Source organism: Tenacibaculum sp. Bg11-29 (genome assembly GCF_002836595.1).
Lineage (GTDB): Bacteria > Bacteroidota > Bacteroidia > Flavobacteriales > Flavobacteriaceae > Polaribacter.
Genome location: NZ_PJBB01000003.1, coordinates 3805703 through 3827389 on the forward strand (window position 1 = coordinate 3805703; position 21687 = coordinate 3827389).

At 30.1% G+C, this 21687-nt stretch carries 17 protein-coding genes; 10 read left to right on the forward strand and 7 right to left on the reverse strand.

The features are described from left to right. Positions 1-17: 17 nt before the first annotated feature. Together CXF68_RS17140 and CXF68_RS17145 are read right to left on the reverse strand one after the other, a co-directional pair. Positions 18-1859 carry a PorP/SprF family type IX secretion system membrane protein gene (locus CXF68_RS17140; RefSeq protein ID WP_101046333.1) on the reverse strand — a complete coding sequence of 614 codons (1842 nt, stop codon included), beginning with the start codon at positions 1857-1859 and terminating at the stop codon, positions 18-20. A 5-nt stretch (positions 1860-1864) separates the two neighbouring features. Next, the gene (locus CXF68_RS17145) at positions 1865-4144 is read right to left on the reverse strand and encodes a gliding motility-associated C-terminal domain-containing protein (RefSeq protein WP_101046334.1); all 2280 of its coding nucleotides are present in this window, start codon (positions 4142-4144) and stop codon (positions 1865-1867) included. Positions 4145-4350: 206 nt separating this feature from the next. Here CXF68_RS17145 and cmk point away from each other — a divergent pair, with 206 nt between their 5' ends. Further along, entirely contained in the window at positions 4351-5040 is a 690-nt protein-coding gene (cmk, locus tag CXF68_RS17150) for a (d)CMP kinase (protein WP_101046335.1), read from the forward strand. 108 nt (positions 5041-5148) lie between these two features. Here cmk and CXF68_RS17155 read toward each other — a convergent pair whose 3' ends face one another. Together CXF68_RS17155 and CXF68_RS17160 are read right to left on the reverse strand one after the other, a co-directional pair. Beyond that, on the reverse strand, positions 5149-6183 hold the full coding sequence (locus CXF68_RS17155) for an RluA family pseudouridine synthase (RefSeq protein WP_101046336.1): 1035 nt from the start codon (positions 6181-6183) through the stop codon (positions 5149-5151). A gap of 16 nt (positions 6184-6199) precedes the next feature. After that, on the reverse strand, positions 6200-6712 hold the full coding sequence (locus CXF68_RS17160; protein WP_232771679.1) for a PASTA domain-containing protein: 513 nt from the start codon (positions 6710-6712) through the stop codon (positions 6200-6202). Between the two features lie 207 nt (positions 6713-6919). Here CXF68_RS17160 and CXF68_RS17165 point away from each other — a divergent pair, with 207 nt between their 5' ends. From CXF68_RS17165 to CXF68_RS17190, 6 genes are all read left to right on the forward strand, one after another. Then, positions 6920-7894 (forward strand): D-alanine--D-alanine ligase, encoded by a 975-nt coding sequence (locus CXF68_RS17165; RefSeq protein ID WP_101046338.1) that lies wholly within the window; start codon positions 6920-6922, stop codon positions 7892-7894. Between the two features lie 4 nt (positions 7895-7898). Then, positions 7899-8351, forward strand: coding sequence for a pantetheine-phosphate adenylyltransferase (gene coaD / locus CXF68_RS17170; RefSeq protein WP_064966217.1), 453 nt, complete (start codon positions 7899-7901; stop codon positions 8349-8351). A gap of 10 nt (positions 8352-8361) precedes the next feature. Next, positions 8362-10110 carry a M14 family metallopeptidase gene (locus tag CXF68_RS17175; RefSeq protein WP_101046339.1) on the forward strand — a complete coding sequence of 583 codons (1749 nt, stop codon included), beginning with the start codon at positions 8362-8364 and terminating at the stop codon, positions 10108-10110. A 76-nt stretch (positions 10111-10186) separates the two neighbouring features. Further along, on the forward strand, positions 10187-10708 hold the full coding sequence (locus CXF68_RS17180) for an RNA polymerase sigma factor (RefSeq protein ID WP_101046340.1): 522 nt from the start codon (positions 10187-10189) through the stop codon (positions 10706-10708). A 67-nt stretch (positions 10709-10775) separates the two neighbouring features. Continuing rightward, positions 10776-11693: a FecR family protein gene (locus CXF68_RS17185; protein ID WP_101046341.1), complete on the forward strand. Its 918-nt coding sequence runs from the start codon at positions 10776-10778 to the stop codon at positions 11691-11693. After that, entirely contained in the window at positions 11693-14068 is a 2376-nt protein-coding gene (locus CXF68_RS17190; RefSeq protein WP_101046342.1) for a TonB-dependent siderophore receptor, read from the forward strand. Before CXF68_RS17185 ends, CXF68_RS17190 begins: the two co-directional genes overlap by 1 nt. Before the next feature lie 32 nt (positions 14069-14100). Here CXF68_RS17190 and CXF68_RS17195 read toward each other — a convergent pair whose 3' ends face one another. After that, entirely contained in the window at positions 14101-15276 is a 1176-nt protein-coding gene (locus CXF68_RS17195; RefSeq protein WP_101046343.1) for a GlmU family protein, read from the reverse strand. A 237-nt stretch (positions 15277-15513) separates the two neighbouring features. Here CXF68_RS17195 and CXF68_RS17200 point away from each other — a divergent pair, with 237 nt between their 5' ends. Genes CXF68_RS17200 through CXF68_RS17210 form a run of 3 tightly spaced genes read left to right on the forward strand, consistent with a single transcriptional unit; the run spans position 15514 to position 17129 of the window. Continuing rightward, on the forward strand, positions 15514-15891 hold the full coding sequence (locus CXF68_RS17200) for a 6-phosphogluconate dehydrogenase (RefSeq protein ID WP_101046344.1): 378 nt from the start codon (positions 15514-15516) through the stop codon (positions 15889-15891). After that, positions 15884-16432 (forward strand): acyl-CoA thioesterase, encoded by a 549-nt coding sequence (locus tag CXF68_RS17205; protein ID WP_101046345.1) that lies wholly within the window; start codon positions 15884-15886, stop codon positions 16430-16432. Before CXF68_RS17200 ends, CXF68_RS17205 begins: the two co-directional genes overlap by 8 nt. Before the next feature lie 4 nt (positions 16433-16436). Further along, positions 16437-17129 (forward strand): cyclase family protein, encoded by a 693-nt coding sequence (locus CXF68_RS17210; protein ID WP_101047581.1) that lies wholly within the window; start codon positions 16437-16439, stop codon positions 17127-17129. 50 nt (positions 17130-17179) lie between these two features. Here the strand turns inward: CXF68_RS17210 and CXF68_RS17215 are convergent, their stop codons facing one another. After that, on the reverse strand, positions 17180-18514 hold the full coding sequence (locus tag CXF68_RS17215) for a TolC family protein (RefSeq protein WP_101046346.1): 1335 nt from the start codon (positions 18512-18514) through the stop codon (positions 17180-17182). Between the two features lie 14 nt (positions 18515-18528). Continuing rightward, the gene (locus tag CXF68_RS17220; protein WP_101046347.1) at positions 18529-21684 is read right to left on the reverse strand and encodes an efflux RND transporter permease subunit; all 3156 of its coding nucleotides are present in this window, start codon (positions 21682-21684) and stop codon (positions 18529-18531) included. Positions 21685-21687 lie beyond the last annotated feature (3 nt).

The window sequence follows — 21687 nt, forward strand, 5'->3', positions numbered from 1 at the left end:
GGGGGTATTATAATTAATTATTTTATATGTACTATTGTTTTAATATCGTAATATGAACCATTTAAATTGCTATTATACAAATCAATAGCCTCTTCTCTATTGTCAGTCTTTGCAATATATACGTGCATATAACCAGTCTTGGGATTCACAAAATATCCTGCTTCAATTCCATCATTTACCAGTTCATCTACATTTCTGTCGGCTAAAGATTTTTTAGAATTCACATAAATTTGAATATAGTAACCAGGAGTAACACCTTGTATATTAGACATTGTTCGCACTCTTGCAGGCGCCTGTTTCTTAGGCTCCTTATAACTATCTCCGCTACTTCCAATTGTTAATTTCTCTATATATACAGGATCTTTTCCTCCTTTTTTTATCTTAATTGATGATTCATCGTTTTTATCATTATTCTCATACAAACGTGTTTTATCATTAAATTCATCAATTTTTTCTTCTGCATCTTCTTCTTTTGCAAATCGATCAATATATACATAATACCATTTACCTTCTGGTTGATAAATATATTTAGCTTCTACTTTTAATCTCTTCCACTTATCTATTAAAACTTCAGCATTTTCTTTATCTCTAAATTTATCTGCTACAATATAATACATTGTACCTCCGCCTCCAGAGTATGTAATGGTACTTTCACGCCATGGTTTATTTGACCTTCGTTTTAAAGAATTATCTTTTCCTTCTATCTGATTGCTAGGCACTATAGCTTCAGTTGTCTTAACAATATTTGGCGTAGGTTGATTTTTTAATAACCTAAGTATTTCGTCTACTTTTTTGTTTAAAATATCTATTGAGTCTTGAGCTGTTTGAATTTCATCAGATAAATCATTATGTTCTGGATTCAAGTATTCTTCTTTTTTCTCTGAAATTCTTTCAGGTAATACAACGCTAACTTTTCCTGTTCTTCTTTTTGGTCTTTCTCTTCTAAATGATTTTTTACCAAAATTGTAGATTAGACCTATTTCATTGGTCGCTGCAAATTTACTCTTCTCATAACTAAAACCTATTGCAATTTTTTCGGAAATATTTACTCCTACTCCTGCCGAAATACCATATGTTTTATCATAACCTACTTTTGCCCAACCTGCTTTAGGTAAATCTAATATTAAACTACCTCCTATGCTAAATTCATCTTTACCAGGCTTTCTAGCAATAACCAAAGTCCTTAAATCTGCTCCTTCAAATATTCCTGATGCGTATGTAAACTCACGAGAATACATTGCATGCGCCGAAAAAGTTTTTTCACCAAAAGAAGTAACCATTTCGCTACTCTTTAAATTAAAATCTATTAAATTTTCGAAAAACACACCAACATCAAACTTACCAAATGATAAAGTAACTGCTGGTTGTAACATAACTATTGGAATATCTTGAAAATTACCTAAAAAAGAATCATCAGCATCTTGTACTAGTACTCTTGCCCAATCAATACTACTTCTGCTATATAAAAAATTGAACCCAAAAGTTAAATCCATGTTCTCATTTAACTGCAATCGCTGTGCATAATTAGCTATAGCACCAAAATCTTTCATAGCACCAACTTCTTGTTGGTATATAGCGAACCCAGCTCCTATATTTTCCCTCATTTTTCCAGCATACGAAACTAAATGCAATCTTGGGTTATCTTCAAAATCAACATTACTATTACGTACAATAGCAGTTAATGATGTTTTATTTTCTCGTAAAGCTGAAAAAGTAGGCACTGTTAAAAAACGATTAAACTTCATAAAGTTTCGAGAACTAAAAGAATTATAGTTCTGTCCGCTATCTGAAGTTTGCCCAAACATTGTTGTACTTAAGCTACTTAGTAAAATAAATAATATAGTTATTTTCCTTATCATGTTTATTAATGTAATACTGATATTGTACCTGCTTTTAGAATTTTCTCATCACGAATAATTTTATAATAAAAAGTTCGCTGACTTCCTACATTCTCTAAAGGCCAATCATTTTTATAATCAGTAGTATTTAAAATTTCTTTTCCATTTGAATTATATAACTGTATCGTAATCAAGGGCTGAAAGGCATATCTATTCGATATTCTCCATGAATCATTTTTACCATCTCCATTTGGTGTTACCACATTAGGCACAATAACTAAATCATCTTGTTCTACAACTTCAATTGTTTTCTCTACGGCACAGCTACCAACTGTAGCTACGACTGTATAAAAACCCAATGTATCTACATCTAATGTTTCATTTGTTGATAAAACTGTACCACTAGTATCCTCTCCTTGATACCATATATATGAATCGGCACCTGAAGCTGTTACAGTAACTGTTTCCCCTTCCTTCATTACAACTTTTTCTGACGGAGTTACTACAACTATTGATTCATCAAACAAAACAACGTTTATTGGATCAAGTATTTTTTCACACCCTAAACCTGACATTTTCAAAACATAACTTCCTATTTCATCTACAACAAAATCTTTAACGTCTGTCGCTAATGGGGTTGTATCTCCATCTTTAAACCATTCATATGTATAACCAGCAATCAACGCATTTATTGTATACGTTATTCCACCAGTGTTTGGGCATAGTGAATTTGAATTTGGCAGAGAAGTAACTACAGGTAATGCACCTATTAATTTAATATCTAAACTAGCACTAGGTGTATTATCTTTTGTATTTCCTTTAACAGCACCTACACCGCAAGAGCTTATTTCTAAATCATATTTACCATTTTCTAAATAAGAGCTTACAGCATGTTCATCTGTAACTTCTCCTGAAATAGCAACATCATCTTTATACCATTGATATTCTATTAATACTGGAGTATCTGCGCTAATTTGCGCATTTGTTAAATCGTATTTTTCATTATCTGAACCAATTGCTTTTATACCAACTATAGATAATTTTGCCGAAGATGATTCACACTCTGTATAACTTGTCCCTGTACCAATTACAACCTCAAAAGAAGTAGCGGCCAACAATGTTGTCTTTTCAGAATCAACAATATCAGGACATAATCCTGATGATGCCTTGGTTACTCTAGCAAAATACACACCTGGTTCTACTGCAAAAATAGTTGCTTGATTTTGCCCTAATATAGCCTCTTCATCCTTATACCACTGAATAGTTCCTCCGCTAGGCACATCACTTATTTCAAGCTCCCTAGTTTCACACGGTAATAGTATACTTTTGCCTGGATTTACTGTTGTAATCGTAAAACTAGCCGTTGTTTTTTGCTTTAACTCAACCTCGTTTGATGTTGTTACACAGTCATCGACTCCGGATCCTGTTATTATTTTTAAAACATATTTACCAAACTGACCTGCAGCTGGTGTCGTATATTCATTAGAATTTGATGACTGTTTTAATTCACCATCTAAATACCATTCATATACATATAACGGACTATTAACTAAAGCTTTAAAAGTATGTGTCTCATCTCCACAAATCTCAACCACTGACGAGGTATCAATTTGCGAATCGGCAGTACTAAGACCTGTAATAATAGCATGAATAGACTCAACATTAGGACATGCTCCATAATCTATAATCACAAAATAATCTCCCGATTCAGTTATTGTAAATTTAGGTTCTGTTGTTGTTGCTAAAAGAATGTCAACCGCACCATTTTCCTTATACCATAAGTACTCACCTACAACAGTCGTATTTAAAAACAATTCACTACTCTCTCCTGCACACGAGGTAAAACTATCTTCACCACTACTATTTGCCAAAAACAATTCAAACGCATTAAACATATTTTCATAAGCCTCAAAAGAAGCAGAAACAGATTCCCTTACAGGTGATGTCGTACGAACACGTATTTTATAATTTTTACCAAAAGTACCTGGTGGTAATTTAAAACCAACATTTTCTACACTATAGTTCGCATTAAGTGTAGGATCCGTTAATGTTGTTAACAAAACTGCTGGATCTCCAAAAACACCATTAGCATCTGATAACTCTATAATAAAATGATTATCATTATTAAAAAGTTTAGTAGTAAGCTCTATATCAATAAAAAAATTGCTAGAAGTAGGTCCATTATCACAAGCAGAGCCACCAAACTGTAACATAGGCGGTTCTAAGACCTGTGCGACCAATGTATATTGAATACAAAAAAGAAGTACAGCTATAAGTACTTGTAAGCTTCTTGTTATTTTATTCATTTAAGAGAATTCTTTAGAGGTGCTAAAAGTACACTTTTTTTTTAAAAAATTAACATATCACATTAATTAATTAAGGTAATATACAAAAAACAAATTACCTACACAATCACTAACAACAAACACCATAGCTTCATAAGATTATATATTCATGAATTACCAATAACATAAATATACCGTATATTTGTTATCCTTTTTAACCATTAAGTATGACACAAAAAATCACCATAGCTATAGACGGTTTTTCTTCTACAGGAAAAAGTACAATAGCAAAGCAATTAGCAAAAAAACTAGGATACATTTATGTAGATACTGGCGCAATGTATAGAGCTGTTACTTTGTATGCAATACAACAAAACTATATTTCAGATACTCACTTCACCCCTGAAGAGTTAATTAATGATCTCCAAAAAATTTCATTATCTTTTGTTTTCAATGAAAAAGTAGGTTTTGCCGAAATGTATTTAAACAACACCAATATTGAAACAGCTATTAGAACTATTGAGGTTTCTCGATTAGTAAGCAAAATTGCTACGGTTTCTAAAGTTCGTAAAAAATTAGTGAGCGAACAGCAAGAAATGGGAAAAAATAAAGGTATTGTTATGGATGGTCGTGATATTGGTACCGTAGTTTTTCCTGATGCTGAATTAAAATTATTTATGACAGCTTCTGCTGATAAACGTGCCACTCGTAGATACAAAGAATTATTAGACCGTGGAGATAATGTAAACTACGAAGAAATACTACATAATGTTCAAGAACGTGATAGAGTAGATTCTACTAGAGACGATTCTCCGCTTACTTTAACTGATGACGCTGTAGAATTTGATAATTCAGATATGGGGTTAAAAGAACAATTTGAACGCATTATGAGTTTAGTTAACATGAGGCTAAAATAAAAAACATTCTTTTATAAAAAACAAAAAACAGCTTTATAAAGCTGTTTTTTGTTTTTTATAAAAGAATAATCCCATTGTTGAGAATCCTATATTTAAAAAATATTTTATTTATTCTTCAAATTTTGAATTCTCAGAGTATGTACGCCATTTTACTAAACACGCTTCTATATCAGCAGGAACTTCAGAATTAAACTGCATAAACTCGCCAGTAGTTGGATGCGTAAATCCTAATGTTTTAGCATGTAACGCTTGCCTAGGCAATGCTTTAAAACAATTTTGCACAAATTGCTTGTACTTGGTAAAGGTTGTTCCTTTTAAAATATCATCTCCTCCATAACGCTCATCGTTAAAAAGTGTATGTCCAATAGATTTAAAGTGCGCCCTAATTTGATGTGTTCTACCTGTTTCTAATTTACATTCTACTAAAGTAACATACGTTAAACGCTCTAAAACCTTATAATGTGTTACTGCATGCTTACCATAATCTCCATCAGGGAAAACAGCCATTTGCAAACGATTATTAAAACTACGTCCAATATTACCTTCAATTGTACCTGTGTCTTCTTTAACATCACCCCAAACCAATGCGTAATACAAACGCTCAGTAGTTCTATCAAAAAACTGTTTTGACAAATGAGACATTGCAAATTCTGTTTTTGCAACTACTAACAAACCACTCGTATCTTTATCAATACGATGTACTAAACCTGGTCGTTCATTTGAATTTTTAGGTAAATTTTCAATATGATGAATTAATCCATTAACCAAAGTTCCAGAATAATTTCCATGACCTGGATGCACCACCATACCTGCAACTTTATTAACAACAATCACATCATCATCTTCATAAATAATATCAATTGGTAAATCTTCAGCTACTAATAAATTTTCAGCTGGCGGGTATGCCAAAACTACACGAACAACATCTTTAGGCTTTACTTTGTAGTTCGGTTTTACAACCACTTCATTTACTAAAACATTTCCTGCTTTAGCTGCTTGTTGAATTTTACTTCTAGTTGAATTTTCAATAAAATTCATTAAAAACTTATCAACCCTTAAAGGTTCTTGACCATCTGTTGCAACAAACCTATGATGTTCGTGTAAATCGTCGTTCTCTACTTCTAAATTTGTATCTTCCTGCATTAATCAATTATATAAATTAGTTACCATCTCCTAAAACTAGGTTAATGATTGTTTTCTTTGGTAATTTTGTTCCTGGAGTTATTACTTTCCCATTATGCTTTAAACCTCGAACTACATTCTTACCAATATCTCTTACCCACGTTATTTTTTTACCCACTATAAAACCTTGAGATCGTAAATGTGTAGTTGCTTGCCTTTTTGTTCTTCCGTTTAAATTAGGAATTTCAATATCTCTATATTTAGATGGATTTAAAGTTAAGTATAGTTTACGTTTTTCTTTTACAAAACCTCCTACTTCAGGATCTTGCTCTATAACTGATTTCTTTGGATAATCAGGATTATAAGTTGCACTATCAATTATAATAAAATCTAAATTAAGCGCATCTAACTTTGCTTCTACTTCTGCCAATGACATTTTATGCAAATTAGGTACTTGTATTTTTTGATCGTGATTTGTTGTTACTCCTAACCACCATTGCAATATAAATACAACGAGAAATAACGAAACAATCGCAATTCCTATTTGCATAAAAAAAGTTTTGCTCTTTATAAATTGAAATAAATTTTTAGATTTTTCGGAAAAAGTATTCATATTTTTTTTTTGTAAGATGGCGCAAATTTACAGTAAAAATATTACTATTTTTAACTCGTGAACTCATAAACGAGTTTTTTTGGTAAATTTGTATAATTTAAAAATAAATTATTACACAATATAAAACAATTCAAAAGCTTAAAAGTGAAAAAAAACATAGCTATAATTATGGGGGGATACTCTTCTGAAGTAGAGATATCTTTAAAAAGTGGTTCGGTAGTTTATAACTATCTTAACAAAGAAAAATACACTCCTTATAAAATTCATATTTTAAATAATAAATGGGTACTTGTTCACAACAACGATGAATACCCTGTAAATAAACATGATTTTTCAGTTAAAATAAAAGGTAAAACAATATTTTTTGATTGCGTTTTTAATGCTATTCACGGTATACCTGGTGAAAATGGAGCTATTCTAGCTTATTTTGATTTAATTGGGCTGAAACACACCTCTGCTCCTTTTTATCAAATGGCATTAACTTCTAACAAACGTGATACTTTAAGTGTTGTAAAAGAATATGGAATTTCGACTGCCAAATCTGTGTATTTAAACCAAGGGGATTTCGTTGATACTAATAAAATTATTACTAAAGTTGGTTTGCCTTGTTTTGTAAAGCCAAACAATGCAGGATCTAGTTTCGGTATTTCGAAAGTTCATACAGAACAAGAATTAATTCCTGCACTAGAAATAGCATATAAAGAAGATTCTGAAGTACTTATTGAAAGTTTTTTAGACGGAACAGAAGTTTCTATAGGTGTTATTCAATATAAAGGAGAAACAATTGTTTTGCCCATCACAGAGATTATTTCTGAAAATGATTTTTTTGATTACGAAGCTAAATACGAAGGGAAATCGCAAGAAATTACACCTGCTCGTATCTCTAAAACTCAAGAAAAAAAAGTAACCGAAATAGCAAAACGTGTATATCAAATTTTAAATATGAGTGGTTTTTCTCGTTCAGAATATATTTTTGTTAACGATGAGCCACATTTTTTAGAAATGAACACCGTTCCTGGCTTAACAGAAGCAAGTATTTTACCACAACAAGCAAATTGCGCTGGTATTTCTTTACCCGACTTATTTAGTAACGCAATTGAATCAGCCTTAAACAACTAAATTTATGAAAAAAGCAATTTTCCCAGGGTCTTTTGATCCAATAACCTTAGGTCACGTAGATATTATTGAACGTGGTATTACTTTATTTGATGAATTAGTAATTGCGATTGGTGTAAACTCAGATAAAAAATATATGTTTTCTTTGGAAGAACGTAAGCGATTTATCGAAGAAACCTTTAAACATCAACCAAAAATAAAAGTAGTTATGTACAGTGGCTTAACTGTAAATTTTTGCAAAGAGGAAAATGCACAATTTATTTTAAGAGGTTTACGAAATCCAGCCGATTTTGAATTTGAAAAAGCAATAGCACACACCAATCGTAAACTTTCAGAAATAGAAACTGTTTTTTTATTAACCTCTTCTGGTAAAAGCTACATATCATCTTCAATAGTACGTGATGTTATTAGAAATAATGGTGATTACACGGGGCTTGTTCCTAACGCTGTAAGAATATAACTTGCATTACATGAAAAGAATAATTACAATACTAATTTTTAGTTGCTTAATTTCCTGTAAACAAACATCTAAAATTAACAACAAAAACTTTACTACTTTATTTGAAAGATCTAATGGTACGGAAACCCCAGAGTACAATGATGTTATTTCTTTTTATAAAGATTTAGCTCAAACGTATAATGAAATTTCTTTATTTGAAATTGGAGATACAGACTCAGGAAAAACACTTCATTTAGCTGTTTTTAATAGCAATGGTAGTATTGATTTAAAAGATTTAAAAGATTCGCCAAAAAATAGAGTTTTAATAAATAACGGGATTCATCCTGGAGAATCAGACGGGATTGATGCTTCTATGTTACTCTTACGTGATATTGTACAAAACGATTCGTTAAAAGACGCTTATAAAAACTCTTTAATTTGCGTGATTCCTGTTTATAATATTGGAGGAGCTTTAAATAGAAATTCACATACAAGAGCCAATCAGAATGGGCCTAAAGAATATGGTTTTAGAGGAAATGCAAGAAACTTCGATTTGAACCGTGACTTCATAAAACAAGATACTAAAAATGCTGCTTCATTTGCTGAAATTTTTCATGCTATAAATCCTGATGTTTTTATAGATAACCATGTAAGTAACGGAGCTGATTACCAATACGCCATTACACATTTATTTACACAACATAATAAACTTGGTGGTAAACTTGGTCGTTTTTTAGAAACTGACATGCGTCCACAAATAGAGAAGTCGTTATCAAAAAAACAAATACATATTACTCCGTATGTAAATGTTTGGGGAAGTACTCCTGAAAAAGGATGGTCTCAATTTTTCGATTCTCCAAGATACTCAACAGGGTATACTACCCTATTTAACACACTTGGTTTAATGGTAGAAACACACATGTTAAAACCTTATAAAATTAGAGTTACACAAACCTACGAGCTTCTACTTTCTACTTTAGATTTTTCAGAAAAAAACACTTCAAAAATCAAAGATTTAAGAAAGAAAAATATAGAAGAAATATTGTTAAAAAAAACATATCCTATTTCTTTTAAAGTTGATAAAAACAATCCTAGTACATTAAATTTTAGAGGGTATGAGAGTAATTATATTCAGAGTAAAGTAACTAACGGAAAACGTTTGTTTTACGACAAATCAAAACCTTATAATAAAAAAATTTCTTATTATAATAATTTTAAGACAACCAAAGAAGTAAAAATACCTCAAGCATATATTTTACAACAAGGTTGGCACAAAGTTGTTCAAATACTTAAAAATAATAAAATTAAATTTACTGCTTTAAAAAAAGACACTGTTTTAACTGTAGAAGTGCAACATATAAATACATTTAAAACTCGTAAAACAGCTTATGAAGGACATTATTTACATTACAACACTACTGTTAGAAGAACTAAAAAAGCAATTCAGTTTAAAAAAGGAGATATTTACATTCCAACACAACAATATGGAATTAGATACGTTATTGAAACATTAGAAGCTGAAGCTATTGATTCGTTTTTTAACTGGAATTTCTTTGACACAGTATTACAACAAAAAGAAGGTTTTTCTGCCTATGTTTTTGAAGATATTGCTGAGCAGTTTTTAAAGGAGAATCCAGAAGTAAAAAATGAACTTAAAGAAAAGATGAATGCTGATGAAAGTTTCGAAAAAAACGCATATGCACAATTGAATTATATTTATAAAAAAACACCTTATTACGAAAATTCTCACACTAAACTACCTATCTATAAAAAATACTAAACTAATATTAACCATTTAACACACTTTTTATATTTCCTTTTTATATTTTTGCTATATATTATAGGGAAATATTTTAATGAATAAAAAAGAGTCTATAAAATCTGTTTGTGATCAAAAAAATTTCGAAGAAATTTTCAACAAACATTCGCAAACTCTACGAAATTACATTTATTATAAATGTGGTAACACTCAGCAAGCCGAAGATATTGTTCAGGAGTCTTATATAAAACTTTGGGATAATTGTGCTAAAATTATATTTGAAAAATCTAAATCGTTCTTATATACAGTTGCTAATAATCGTTTTTTTAACGAAGTTGCTCATAAAAAAGTTATTTTAAATCATCAAAAAAGAACTCCTTCACTTGATAAAACAAACGAAACACCAGAATTTATTTTAGAAGAAAAAGAATTTTATCATAAATTAAAAAAAACAATTGCTGATTTACCAGAAAAACAACGACAAGTTTTTTTATTAAGCAGAATAGATAAAAAAAAATATACTGAAATCGCAGAAATCGCAGGTATATCTGTAAAGGCCGTTGAGAAGAGAATGAGTAAAGCGTTGCTAACTCTTAAAGAAAAAATAGGAAACGTTTAGTTTAAAATAAATAATAGTAGGGTAATTAGTATTATAATTGTTCTTATATAGTATAGATAAATTGAAAATGAAAAAAATTTATAACGATGATACTTTTTTAGCTAGATGGATTGAGAACGATCTATCTCTAGAAGAATCTGAGCAATTTCAGAAATCTGAAGCATATCATCAATTTAATAAAATTAATAAAGCCTCTCAGTTTTTAAAAGCTCCTGATTATAACAAATCTGATGCGTTTCAGAAAATAATTAAAAATACTTACCAAAAGAAAGAATCAAAAAAAGTTATAAAACTTATACCTAAATGGGTATATAGTGCTGTAGCATCTGTAGCATTACTTTTTAGTTTTTTTTACTTTAATAATACTACTTCTAATTTCTCTACAGAATATGGAGAACTCATAAGTGTTAAATTACCTGATAATTCGATAGTTCATTTATCACCGAACTCTCATTTAGAGTTCAATAAAAAAAAATGGAACAAGAACAGGAACTTATTTTTAACAGGAGAAGCTTATTTTGAAGTAAAAAAAGGAAAATCATTTACCGTAAACACCTCAGAAGGTAACATTGTTGTTTTAGGTACAAAATTCACAGTAAATACTTCAAAAAACTTTCTTGAAGTACAATGCTATGAAGGAAAAGTAAAAGTTAATTCAAACAATGACGATGAATCTTTTTTAACTAAAGGTAAAGCTTTTAGAGCATACGCTAACAAAAGTGAAAGCTGGAATTTTTCTAAAGAGGCTCCTTCTTGGTTAAATGGAGAGAGTAATTTTAACAACATGCCTCTAAGTCAAGTTATTATTTCTCTAGAAAAAAACTATAACTTAAAATTTAATACTAATAACATTAATCTTGATAAACGATTTACAGGTACTTTTACACACAATAATGTTAACATAGCATTAAAAACTGTTTTTGCGCCTTTAAAAATTTCGTTTAAATTAGCAAAAAACAATTCTGTTACGCTAATATCTAGTTAATGAATAAAAAATTAAGTATAATTATATATATATGCTTTGTAATGTCTGTTTTTTCTCAGGAAAAAATAGACATTGTTTTTTCTAATACTCAAATTTTAGATGTTTTAAAAAAAACAGAATCTGACTTTAAAATTAAATTTTCTTTTGACTCAAACATAATTAAACAAATAGTATTCTCCTTCATACGAAAAGAATGTTCACTTGATCAACTTATTAGTGAAATAGAAAACAAAACCTCACTTAAATTCAATAAAATTAATAGTAGATATTATTTTATAACAATTCAAAAAAAAAATAAGGCTTTTAATCTTTTAAAAGAAGTACTAATAACCAATTATGTTACCTCTGGTATTAATAAGAATAAAAATGGTTCTGTTTCAATTCTCCCTCAGCAACTTGGTGTACTTCCAGGCTTAACAGAGCCTGATGTTTTAGAAAGTTTAAAAATAATTCCAGGGGTACAAAGCCCTGACGAAACAGCTTCAGGTATTTATATAAGAGGAGGTACTCCTGATCAAAATTTAATTTTTTGGGATGGAATAAAAATGTATTACTCTGGACACTTTTTTGGAAGTCTATCTGCTTTTAACCCATACACAGCTAAAAAAGTAACTTTATCTAAAAGTGGAACACAAGCTCGTTACGGAAATAAAGTCTCTGGTGTAATAGATATAATAACCGAAGAGAATATTCCTAAAAAAACAACAGGAGGCTTTGGTTTTAATATGACGCATGCAGATGCACATATTAGGGTTCCTCTATCTAAAAAAGTTGCACTAACCGCATCTTTTAGACGTTCTTTTACCGATCTAATTAACTCAGTTACTTTCAGTAAATTATCTCGAAGAGTATTTCAAACATTTAATGCAAATCAAGAAAGAAATATAATTACGAATTATGTTTCTTTTAACAGAGATAATAGCTTCTATTTTGCCGATTATTCTGCAAAACTAATAATTAAACCTCATGCTGGAGAAATCTTATCTTTTAGTTTTTTACACACAAAAAATAAACTATCAAATAGTTTTGAAATACCGCTATATAAAGACCTTTATCAAGATAATTTAGATATAAAAAATACCGGTTTTAGTTTTTTATGGAAAAAGAAAATAAATAAAAAATTAGAACACAATTTTAAATTTTACTATTCAAATTTTAAATTAAATTATTACGCTGAATATAATTACAGGAATGATCTTTTTATTCGTGAATCAACTAAAACAAATTCAGTAAAAGATTTTGGTTTATCTTACAACTTAAATTATAAAGCTAATGATAGAACTAATTTTTTATTAGGTTATGATTTTTTATCAAATGAGGCTCAGTACGTTTTAAGATACAAAGAAGATGATAATTACAATAACAAAAAAACAAACTCACTTCAACAAGATAAAGGAACTAATAATACACGTTCATTCTTCGCTGAATGCATTTATGACACTAATAATTGGAAAATAAATACGGGTTTAAGATTTAATTACTTTGATAAAATAAATAGATCGGTAATTGAGCCTCGTTTATATATAGAAGCTAAAATTAGTAACAGCATCAGTTTTAAAGCTTCTTTAGAGCAAAAACATCAAACACTTAGTCAAATTATAGAATTTCAATCATCTCGTTTAGGTTTTGATTTAGAAAATCAAGTTTGGGCTCAAGTAAACAACGAAAGCGTACCTCTTCAAAAAAGTTTTCAAATTTCATCTGGGTTAATTTTCAATAAAAATAAATGGAAAATTGATATTGAGCCTTATTTAAAAAAGATAAACGGAATGACATCTAAAACGGCTGGCTATAATGATCAGACAGATGATTTTTCTAGAGGTGAAGGGGAAATCTTTGGAATTGATTTCCTTATTAATAAAAAAATTGGAAATTATAGAACATGGATAAATTATTCTTTTACTAAAAATAAATTTAAATTTCTAGATTTAGAAAATAAGTTTTTTCCTGCTAATCATGATATTACAAATTACTTTTCATGGTCACATGCCTATAAATTTAATAATTACGAATTTTCATTAGGATGGAGCCATAGGACGGGAAACCCATACACAGCAATTCATGAATTTAAAATTGATGCTGACACTGGTACTCCAACTATTTTTTTAGATACTGATAATATAAATGCCAATCGCCTTCCGAAATACCACCGTTTAGATGGTTCTGTAACTTACTCTTTTGATTTATCGTATCGATGGAAAGGTAAATTGGGTTTTTCAATTTTAAATATTTATAATAAAAAAAATATTTTAAGTAGAACTTATACAGCTGAACCTACATTAGACGACAGTAATTCAATAACTTATGAACTAAAAAAGGTTGACAGAATTTCTTTAGGAGTCACTCCTAATTTAGTTTTTAGAGTTAGCTTCTAAAAAAAACCTTCACAATATTGTGAAGGTTTTTTTTAGAAATTTCGATACTTTTTTGTTTCTTCAAAAACATGTTCAAGAATTCTCTTTTCTTTTTCATCAAACTGAATGCTCCGTCTTTTCATAACAACTTCAGCAACTTCAAAAACTTTATTAGTTTTGTATTCTGTAAAGCCAGAAGCTCCTCCCCAACTATATGAAGGAACAAAATTTCTAGGAAAACCACTTCCAAAAATATTTACTGACACCCCTATTACGGTACCTGTATTAAACATTGTATTAATTCCACATTTAGAGTGATCTCCCATAATTAATCCACAAAACTGTAATCCTGTTTTAGCAAAACGCTCAGTTTCATAACTCCATAATTTTACTTCTGCATAGTTATTTTTTAAGTTCGAATTATTCGTATCAGCACCTATATTACACCACTCTCCTATTACTGAATTTCCTAAATACCCTTCATGTCCTTTACTAGAATACCCCATTAAAACAGAATTATTAACCTCACCTCCTACTTTACAATGTGGCCCTAAGGTAGTCGCTCCATAAACTTTTGCTCCCATTTTCAATACTGAGTTTTCACACATCGCTAATGCTCCTCTTACAAGAACACCTTCCATAATTTCAGCATCTTTACCAATGTATATTGGTCCATTTGACGCATTCAAAGTAGCAAACGTTAACTTTGCTCCTTCTTCTATAAAAATAGCTTCTTTATTTATGTAATTAACTGTTTCTGGTATAGGTTCTGATGTTCTTCCTTCAGTAATTAAATCAAAGTCATTTCTAATAGCTTTATCATTTAATGAAAAGATATCCCAAGTATTTTTTATTTGAATTATCTCATCTTCAAATTCAATTTGTTCATAAGAAGAAAAATCGACCTCTTCTTGTGTGTCAATCGTATAAAAAGCAATAACATCTTCCCCTTTAAAAATAGCTTGATTTACTTTTAAACTCTTCACTTTTTCTATTAGTGATTCCGTAGGTAAAAAAGAAGCATTCAACAATACATTTTCTTCCATTTCAACCATAGGATATTTTTCCTCTAAGTATTCTTCAGTTATGGTTGTAGTTGTTAAACCTAAATACATTTCCCATTTTTCTCTAATAGTTAAAATACCTATTCTAATATCAGCAACAGGTTTAGTATATGTAAATGGTAATAATGCATTACGAACATCTCCATCAAACAAAATGTAATTCATCTTATTATTATGATTTTTTTACAAATATAAAATATTGACAGTTAATTTTAAACACAACAAGCTGCTAATATTTTATACAAAATACAGACCAAAGGCTAAAACAACCTCACTAACAACAACAAAACCTACACAAACAACAGCACTTTTTATACTTATTAAAAAATAATATGATATTTACAGCGTCTAATAATTAATTATTTACAATTCTTATACAAGTATTAATATTACTTTTACATTATGAAAAAAATATTAGCTTTAATTATTGGGGGTATTTTGTTGATTGCCAGCTTATATTATGCATTTATGTACTATATTCCTTATAGTGAAGGTGTTCGTTCTGGAGAATTAATAAAAATAAGCTACAAAGGAATGTTAGTAAAAACATGGGAAGGAGAAATTAGCCAAGGTATTTCTGGCGCACAAATTTTTTCTTTTTCTATTGAAGACCAAAAAGAACAAGTAATTGCCGATCTACAAAAATATCAAGGTCGCTATGTAAAAGTTACCTATAAAGAGCGCTATGGTGCATTCTTTTGGTTAGGAGATACCAAATATTTTGTTACTAAGGTTCAAAAAGAACAATCACCACACTTTAGAGGCCTTAAAGATGAATAAAAAAAAATATAAACACGTAGAAGAAACTCGTATTACAATCTCTGAATTAATGCTTCCTTCTCATGCTAATTTTAGCGGTAAAATTCACGGAGGCTATATTTTATCTTTACTTGACCAGATTGCTTTTGCATGTGCCTCAAAACATTCTGGCGAATATTGTGTTACTGCTTCAGTTGATACGGTTGATTTTTTAAACCCTGTTGAAGTTGGTGAATTAGTTACGATGAAAGCTTCTGTTAATTATGTTGGAAGAACTTCTATGGTAGTTGGCATTCGTGTTGAAGCAGAAAATATTAGAACAGGTGAAATGAAACATTGTAATTCATCTTATTTTACTATGGTCGCAAAAAATGAAGAAGGAGCAAGTGTTGAAGTACCTGGTTTAATTGTTAATGTAGATATTGAAGTTCGTCGTTTTTTAAAAGCTGTAAAGCGTATTGAAATGAAAAAAAAGCGTCAAGATGAATTTGATCATGGAGATTTTACAGCACTTAATTACATTAAAGATTTACAAGATTATAATGTAAAAATTGAATTATAAATTTATGCCTGAAATAATTGATTTAAGTCAAGAAATTTTTGAAGGAATGCCTGTTTACAAGAGCCTTCCTCAAGTAAAGATGTCGGTTCATAATACACATGAAGAATGGGATAATATTGAAAACCCAACAACTAAAACTCCAGCTGTTTATAAATTAGAAATGGGGGAACATACCGGTACTCATGTTGATGCATTAAATCACATGGCTGCTGAATACAAAGATTTATCGATAGACACCATGCCGCTTTCGATGTTTTATACAGAAGGTATTTGTTTAGATTTTTCTCATAAAAAACTACAAGAACTAATCACCTCTAAAGAAATTCAAATAGCTTTATCTAAAAGTGATTTAACAATAAAAAAAGGTGATACTGTGCTGTTATATACCGATCACTACCGCAAACACTTTAATACTGAAAATTGGAGTAAAGGCCCTGGAATTACAGCTGAATGTGCTCGTTGGTTAGGTGAACAAAAAATTGCTGCTTTTGGGGTTGAAACGATGTCACCAGGAGTTCCTAAGGTTTCAAATAAAGAAGTTCATCATATTTGTGGAGAGTTAAAATTCACACATTATGAAAACATGATAAACTTATATAAATTAATAGGTAGAAATCGATTTCGTTTTATCGGACTTCCTTTAAAAATAAGAGGTGGTACTGGCTCCCCTGTTAGAGCTGTTGCTATTTTCGAATAAAAAAACCCGAAGTTTAAAACTTCGGGTTTTTAATTATCTACTAAAACATTTTAAAAATTATTGTAATCTAATAAAGTTCCTGCTAATTGTAATAGTTGTAATTCAGCATTTTTAGCAGTGTATTTTGCGCTACTTACACTTAATTCCGCATTTATTAAATTAACTTGAGCTTGACGAAAATCTATTGAAGTAATTTGCCCCAATTTATATCGTTCGTTGGTACGATCAAAATTAAGCTTGTTCGTTATTACATTCTTTTCTTGAACTTGTAATGAAAATAATGCATTTTGATATGTTTCCCAAGCATTATTAACATCTCTTTCTAATCGCTCTTCTTGCTGTAATTTTTGAATACCTACAGTTTCTAAAGCAATTTTTGCATTGGTAACATTTATTTTTGTTTTCCCTCCATCAAAAATATTCCATGATAAATTTACTCCTGCATTTAAACCTGTTTGTGTATTCGAAATTGGGCTAAATGGACTTGTTGCATCATTATTACTTTTATTCCATGCATATGAACTTGTTAAACCTACGTTTGGCATCCAACCAGATTTATTAATTTTAATATCTAATTGCTTTAACTCAATATTCTTTTTTGTTTGCAATAAACTAGCATTATTAGTCTTTGCTTTTTCTAACACATCAATTAAATTCAAATTAATAGCATAAACAACGTTTTTATCAACTTTTACAGCTGTATTAATATTTCTACCCAGTACTACATTTAAATCTCTCTTTGCGTTTGCTAACAGCCTTTTTCCGTTTATATAAGTGATACTATCATTATTAACATCTACTTCTGCATTTAACACATCAAGCTTCGTATTCTGTCCGTAATCAAAACTATACACTGCTCTTTGCAAACGTTTTTTAGAAATATTTAATGTTACTTTCTGTGTTGCTTCATTTTCGCTTAACCTTCCTACTTCATAATAGGCTAAAAACAAAGTTGTCAACGTATTTTCTATTACTTGGCGTGCTTGTAATTCAGTTAAATTATATGCTTCTTTTAACCGTTTAAAAGTGTTTTTTCTATTAAACCCGTTAAATATGGTATAGTTTAAACCTACAGAAGCATTATACGCCTTAGATTCTGCTCCAGTAACTGAATTTACAGAGCCATCTTGAAATTCACTATCTGTATCTCTATTGCTATAACTAGCTCCTGCATTTCCCGTAATCGTTGGTAAATAACCACTATTATATATGCTCTTATTGTTTTTAGCTGTTTCTAAATTGTTTTTGGTTACTCTTATATCATAATTGTTTTTAAGAGTCATTTCAACAGCTTTTTCTTTGGATAAAATTTCTTGTCCATTTATAGAAAAACTAACCACTAAGCCTAAAAATCCACTAATTATATATTTATTTATTTGATTCATGCTATATTAATTTTTTATAAATCTTCGTGTTCCGCTTCTAACTCAATAATTGCTCTTTCTACTTCTTCTCTATTTGGTTTTCTACCATTCCAAAGCCATTTTACATATACTTTAGAATAGTTTGAAATTGACAATAAAACAGGCAATGTTAACAAGGTTAAAAAAGTAGCTATTACAATTCCGTAAGCTATAGATATTGCCATCGGTATTAAAAACTGAGCTTGTCTACTGGTTTCAAAAATTAACGGAGCTAAACCTGCTACGGTTGTTATTGTTGTTAAAAATATGGCTCTAAACCTTGATTTACCTGCAGCAAATAAAGCTTCCTCAAACTCCATTCCTTCCTTTAGATAACTGTTAAATTTACTAATAAGTACCAAGCCATCATTAACCATAATTCCTATTAATGCAATAATTCCTAAAAGTGATAATATATTTACTGCAAACCCATGAAACCAATGCCCCCAAGCAACACCAATTAAACTAAAAGGTACCATAAGTAATAACATCAATGGTTGCCCGTACGATCGAAACGTAAACACAATAACAATATAAATAAGTAATAAAATTATTGGTCCTACTAGAGCGGCAGAACTAGAAACTTTAGAAGCCTCTCTGTTTTGACCTTCATATAAGGCTGTTATTGATGGGTACTTTGCTTTTATTTTTGGCATAACACGCTGTTTTATATCATCTAAAACATCTGTAGCACTAGCTTCTGCCCCTTTTAAATCAGCATCAATTTTTATTTCTCGTTGCCCTTCTAAGTGATTTATAGATATTTCTCCTCGTTCAATTTGATAACTTGCAATTTCAGAAAATGGTACTTTAGTACCAGATATCGTACTAATACGCATGTCATCTAAATTTTTAATAGACGAACGTTCTTCTCTATCGTATCGGACCCAAACTCTTATTTCGTCTTGACCTCTTTGAAAACGTTGCACTTGTAATCCGAAAAAACCACTTCGTACTTGACGCATTACATCTCGTAATGTTAAACCTAATAAATATGCATTGTCTTTCAGTTTAATTTTAATTTCCTTTATTCCTTGCGGGTCATTATCAGTAACATCCTTTAAATCTTGATTTTTATTTAATTCAGATTTCAACTCATTTTTAGCTGCTTTTAATTCAGTAATATTATTACTCAATAAAGAAACTGAAACAGGGCTTCCTCCAAAATTACCTCCAGAACCAAAAGTTAACGCTTCTATTCCGTATATTTTTCCTACACGTTCACGAATGGCATTCGTTATTTCTCTAGAACTAAAACTACGTTGTTCTCCTGGTAAAAGATTAATACGAAGTGATCCGCTAGATCTTCCTGGCCCTACTCTCTTGGTAATATTATCAACAACAGATTCATTATCAACCCCATATTTTTCAGTAAATTCTTTCTCTACAGCCCAAACCTTATCTTCAATCGATGAAATAATACTATCAGTTATTACCTCATTGGTTCCTTGTGGCATCGTTAAATTAATAGCAACTCTATCACTTGCTATCGATGGAAAAAAGGTTCCTTTAATTATTCCTCCTTGAAAAGCTCCTATTGTAATCATAAACAAAGCTACAGGAATTACCAAACCGAAAAACTTGTTATTTAATACAAATTTTAATGCGGGTGCATATAATTTATCACGCATAAAATCCATTAACTGTTCTGCATACTTATTAAAAGCATATAACTTTTGATCTCTATGTAATGCTTTAGAATGCGCAACGTGAGCTGGTAAAATAATTAAAGCTTCAACTAATGATACAATTAATGTAAGTGTTACAACTGTAGCAACTTCACTAAAAAACTCACCTATTCTTCCATCTAAGAAAAAGAAAACTGAAAAGGCTAGAATAGTTGTTATAATTGCCGAAACAATAGGTGGAATCACCTCCATAGTTCCATCAATAGCGGCACGAATTGGTGATTTTCCTTTTTCATAATGATGATAAATATTTTCTGAAATTACAATACCATCATCTACCAAAATACCAATTACGATAATCATTCCGAATAATGATAATACATTAATTGTTACATCAAAATAACCTGCCAACATAAACATTCCGAAAAAAGCAACTGGTAAACCTGCTGCAACCCAAAATGCTAACCTTGGTCTTAAGAACAATGATAAAAACAACATTACCAATAGCATACCTTGCCATGCATTTTTAAATAATAGTTCTGTACGTTGGTTTAATGTAATTGAAGAATCTCTAGTAATTGCAATTTCTACATTCTCATGTTGTTCATTAAATGTATCTATATATTCATTTATTTTTTCTGCAGATGATAATAAATCTTCGTTATTCGTATTACTTACTTGAACACGTACAGCTAAGTTTCCATTATAATAACTTTTGTTTGGGTTCTCATTCCACCTATCAGTAACTGTAGCTACATCTTTTAAACGGATAATTCTTCCAGATGCATCAGCTCTTACTACTAAATTATCTATTTCATCTCCATAATATAATCGGTTATTAGCTCTAATTAAATACTCTTCTTCAACTGTTTTTACAGATCCACCAGTTGTAATAATATTTTCTGATGCAACTGCTGTTGCAACCTGTTGAAAAGTTAAATTATAAGCTAATAAATCATTCTCACGAACAGCTATTTCAATTTCCTCACTAGGATAACCTGTTATAGAAATTTGAGAAATTCCGTCTATTCTACGTAAGTCATTTTCAACATCTCTAGTAATCTGTTTAAGTGTTTTTAAAGAAATATTATTTCCTGTAACTACAAAACTTACTGTTTCTGCTACGCTTTCAATTTTAGCTACTACAGCTGGTTCCATTCCAGAAGGAAAATTAGGAACTTTATCTACTGCGTTTTTCACTTCTGCTAAAATATTATTAATGTCGTAACCTTTTAAAGTTTCAATAGATATTGATGCTGTATTTTCTGATGAAGTAGATGTAACCCTGTCAACACCTATTAAACCTTTTAAATTGTCTTCTATTTTCAAAACAACTCCCTCTTCCATTTCTTGAGGCGACGCCCCAGGGTATGCAACTTTTATATTAATAAACTTTGCGTCTATTTGTGGAAAAAAAGAAGATTTTAAATTCGAATATCCCAAACTACCTAATAACACAAAAGCAATGATAATAATATTTACTGCAACAGGGTATTTTATAAAATATGATATAACTTTTTTCATTAT